Below are 4357 nucleotides of genomic sequence, written 5' to 3' on the forward strand. Positions count from 1 at the left end.
CCGCCGCCCACCGCCCGGCCACCGCCCGTGGAGTGCGAAAATCGGCGGATGAGTCGCGCCGACACCGTCCACTTCCGGTACAACCAGGCGATCCTGGTCGCTGCGGTGATCGCCTTCATCGGCGCGCTGCCCCTGGCCACCGCCCGCTGGTACCTCGCCCCGGTGCTGCTCGTCCCGCTCGCGGTCGGCGTCTGGGCCTGGCGGGCCGGCACCGACGCCGACCGCAGCGGGCTGCGCCTGCGGGCGCTCACCGGGCACCGCCGGATCGCCTGGCCACAGATCGTCGAGCTGGCCGGGGACGACCGGGGCCGGGCCGTGGCCCGACTCGACGACGGTCAGGTCACTGTCCTGCCCGCGGTACGCGCCACCGACCTGCCCCGGCTGGTCGCCGCGAGTGGCCGCCCGCTGGCCGGCCCCGACCGCTGACCGCCGGACGACCCCGGTTCACCCCGGGCCGGTCGTCCACACCGGCGTCACCCCGGGCCGGTCCACCGGGCGACACCCCCGGACCGGGCCGCCCGGCCGGGCCGGGGCCCCTTCAGCCCACCGGGCCGGGGACCTGTCAGCCCACCGGGCCGGGGGCCCGTCAGTAGCCGTCCACCACCTGGTTCACCAGTGGCTCACCGGCCAGGAAGCGGCGCAACTGGGCACCGACCAGCCGGTAGGCACGCGGCAGCAGCCCGCGTACCGAACCGGCGACGTGCGGGGTGACGAACACGTTCGGCATCGTCCACAGCGGATGGTCGGCGGGCAACGGCTCCGGATCGGTGACGTCGAGCACCGCGGAGATCCGCCCACCGGCCAGCGCCTCGGTCAGCTCCGGCATCCGCGCCACCGGCCCGCGCGCCGCGTTCACCAGCAACGCGCCGTCCGGCATGGCCGCCAGGAACCGGGCGTCGACCAGCCCCCGGGTCGCCTCGGTCAACGGCACCAGCACCACCACCACGTCGGCGGTCGGCAGCAGCCCCAGCAGCTCCTCCACCGGCCGGACGCCCTGCTCCGGCCGGGCGGTCCGGGCCACCAGGGTCACCGTCACCTCGAACGGGGCGAGCCGGGCCGCCACCGCCGTCCCGATCGACCCGGCACCGACCACGAGCACCCGCTTACCGGCCAACTCGTCGGTCGGGGTGAACCCGTCGTACGCCCACTCCCGGCGGGACTGCGCCCGGGCGAACGCCGGGAAGGCCCGCAGGTGGGCGAGGATCGCGGCGAGGACCCACTCGGCGGTCGCCGAGTCGTGCACCCCCCGGGCGTCGCAGAGCACCACCCGGTCGGGCAGCCGGCCGACCCAGGCGTCCGCCCCGGCGGAGAGCAGTTGCACCACCCGCAGGTCCGGCATCTCACCCGCCAGACGCGCCGTGGTCCCCTTGGACAGGAACGGCGGTACCCAGAAAGCCACCCCCGCCGAGTCCGACGGGATCCGGTCCAGCGCCTCGGCGACCTGCACGGTCACCCCGGTCGGCAGGTCGCCGAGCAGCGCCCGGCCCCGCTCGTGCGGAATCCACACCTTCACGGGAGCCGACGATATCGGTCGACGGGGCGTACCCGGCTAGGCTGGGTGGGATGAACGTGCGTCCCCCGTACCCCCGGACCACCCGTCGCCGGGCGGTGGCCGTGCTCTGCGCGGCGGTCCTGGCCGCCACCACCGGATGCAGTTTCGGTCCCCCGGAGCCGGACCCGGCCGGTCAGCCGCCCAACCTGCCGACCCCGTCGGTGTCGGCCAGCGGCGGCGGGGGTCAGCAGGTCGCCGCGACGGTGCTGGCCAAGGGCCTCCGGGTGCCCTGGGGGCTGGCGTTCCTGCCGGACGGCGCCGCCCTGGTCACCGAGCGGGACAGCGCGAAGATCCTCCAGGTCGGTCCGGAGTCGGACACCTCCGGGCTGAAGGTCACCACCGTGCAGACCCTCGACGAGGTCGACGCCGCCGGCGAGGGCGGACTGCTCGGCATCGCGGTCTCCCCGACCTACGACAAGGACCGGTCGGTCTTCGTCTACTACTCCACCGCACAGGACAACCGGGTCGCCCGGTTGACCCTCGGCGGCGAACCGACCCCGATCGTCACCGGCATCCCGCGCTCCGGCATCCACAACGGTGGCCGGCTCGCCTTCGGCCCGGACGGTTTCCTCTACGTCAGCACCGGGGACGCCTCCGACCGGGGGCTGTCCCAGGATCCGAAGAACCTCGGCGGCAAGATCCTGCGGATCACCGCCGACGGGAAACCGGCCCCCGGCAACCCGGTACGGGACTCCCCCGTCTGGTCGCTGGGCCACCGCAACGTCCAGGGCTTCGCCTGGGACCCGGACAAGCGGATGTACGCCACCGAGTTCGGGCAGAACACCTGGGACGAGGTCAACCTGATCCAGCCCGGGAAGAACTACGGCTGGCCGGAGGTGGAGGGCCAGGCCGGCGGCAACAACGACCGGTTCGTCGACCCGGTCGTGCAGTGGAAGACCTCGGACGCGTCCTGCTCGGGGGCGGCGATGGTCGAGCGGGTGCTGGTCACCGCCTGCCTCCGCGGCCAACGGCTCTGGCTCGTCGAGCTGACCGCCAAGGGCACCGTACTCGGGCAGCCCAGCGCCCTGCTCAACGGCCAGTACGGCCGGCTACGGACCGTTGCCGCCGCGCCGGACGGCTCGATCTGGCTGACCACCTCCAACCACGACGGGCGGGGCAACCCGAAGCCGGAGGACGACCGCATCCTGCGGCTGGTCTTCTCCGGCGGCGGAGCCGGCCGGAGCTGAGCGGGACGGTGCGGCCCGACACCCGGTGCGGATCGGACGACGCGCGGTTCCGGCAGGTTTGCCAAGATCCCCGCTCGGGCAGGTGAGAATCTGAGTATGGACAGGCAGCCGGACGAGGAGCACACCCCGCGGGTCGGACGGACCCCCGGGGCCGCCGCCGTCCGCCGCCGCCTCCGCTGGGTGCTGCGCGTGGTCGGGGTACTCGTGGTCAGCCTCACCGGCATCGTCGTCGGGGTGCTGCTGGCCGGGCACACCGAGACCGACATCGGGCCGTTCCGGGCGGAGTTGTCGATCACCCCGGCGACGCACGGTGGCACCACCGTCGCCATCCCGCCGCTGGGCGCCCTGCTGCTCGACAGTCACTCCGGGCCGACCCACCTGACGGTCCGGCTCGGCGCCCTCGACCAGCGCCGCACCGAGGCGCTGATCGACAACCCGGCCGGACTGGCCCAGGCCAGCCAGTCGGCGGTCACCGACGTCCGCGCCGGGGTGCTCCGGCTGGGGCTGCGCACGGTCGGCGTCGCGGTGCTCACCGCGCTGCTGCTGGCCGCCCTGGCGTTCCGGGACAGCCGACCGGTCGCCTGGTCGGGCGGCCTGGCCCTGGTAATCACCGCCGGCAGTCTGGGCTGGGCCGCGCTCACCGTCCGGCCCCAGTCCATCGAGGAACCCCGGTACGAAGGGCTGCTGGTCAACGCCCCGGCCATCGTCGGTGACGCCCGGAAGATCGCCACCGACTTCGGCAAGTACTCCGAACAGCTCCAACGACTGGTCGGTAACGTCGGCAAGCTCTACACGACGGTCTCGGCGCTGCCGGTGTACGAGCCGACCCCGGGCACCACCCGGGTCCTGCACGTCTCCGACATGCACCTCAACCCCACCGGCTGGCAGTTGATCCGGACCGTGGTGGAGCAGTTCAACATCGACGTGGTGATCGACACCGGCGACATGACCGACTGGGGCAGCGAGCCGGAGGCCTCCTTCACCAGCTCGATCGGCCTGCTCAAGAAGCCGTACGTGTTCATCCGGGGCAACCACGACTCCCCGGCGACGGCTGCCGCCGTCGCGCGGCAGCAGAACGCGATCGTGCTGGACAACAAGGTGACCACCGTCGCCGGGTTGACCATCGCCGGCATCGGCGACCCCCGGTTCACCCCGGACAAGAGCACCTCGCCGAACGGCTCCGGACTGACCCGGGAAGGCGCCGACCAGCTGATCGGGGCCGGTGACCGGCTGGCCGGGACGGTCCGGGGTTCGACGGTACCGGTGAACATCGCGCTGGTGCACGACCCCTCGTCGGCCGGACCGCTCTCCGGTACCTGCCCACTGGTGCTCTCCGGGCACACCCACAAGCGGCAGGTGTCGAAGCTGCCCGAGGTACCCGGGAAGACCCCCACCCTGCTGATGACGCAGGGCTCGACCGGTGGCGCCGGGCTGCGTGGCCTGGAGGGCGAGCAGCCGACCCCGTTGAGCATGAGCGTGCTCTACTTCGACCAGCAGAAACTGCTCCAGGCGTACGACGACATCACCGTCGGCGGTACCGGCCAGTCCCAGGTCAACCTGGAACGGCACCTGGTCCGTGACCCGGCTGCCGGCGCGCCGGCACCGGTCACCCCGACCC

4 protein-coding genes are annotated in these 4357 nt (G+C 73.4%); 3 read left to right on the plus strand and 1 reads right to left on the minus strand.

All coding sequences use genetic code 11. The features are described 5' to 3' along the window. Positions 1 to 48 precede the first annotated feature (48 nt). Positions 49 to 426 (plus strand): PH domain-containing protein, encoded by a 378-nt coding sequence (locus GSF22_RS31250; protein WP_208817510.1) that lies wholly within the window; start codon positions 49 to 51, stop codon positions 424 to 426. Between the two features lie 160 nt (positions 427 to 586). Here the strand turns inward: GSF22_RS31250 and GSF22_RS31255 are convergent, their stop codons facing one another. After that, positions 587 to 1513, minus strand: coding sequence for a 2-hydroxyacid dehydrogenase (locus GSF22_RS31255; RefSeq protein WP_208817511.1), 927 nt, complete (start codon positions 1511 to 1513; stop codon positions 587 to 589). A gap of 50 nt (positions 1514 to 1563) precedes the next feature. On the opposite strand from GSF22_RS31255, the gene GSF22_RS31260 reads away from it, so the two are divergent. Together GSF22_RS31260 and GSF22_RS31265 are read left to right on the plus strand one after the other, a co-directional pair. After that, the gene (locus GSF22_RS31260) at positions 1564 to 2739 is read left to right on the plus strand and encodes a PQQ-dependent sugar dehydrogenase (protein ID WP_208817512.1); all 1176 of its coding nucleotides are present in this window, start codon (positions 1564 to 1566) and stop codon (positions 2737 to 2739) included. Positions 2740 to 2835: 96 nt separating this feature from the next. Then, positions 2836 to 4357: metallophosphoesterase (locus GSF22_RS31265; RefSeq protein ID WP_208817513.1), on the plus strand; the 1522-nt coding region annotated here is incomplete at its 3' end.

Origin of the sequence: Micromonospora echinofusca (assembly GCF_017614955.1) — a bacterium.
Classification (GTDB): Bacteria; Actinomycetota; Actinomycetes; order Mycobacteriales; family Micromonosporaceae; genus Micromonospora; species Micromonospora echinofusca_A.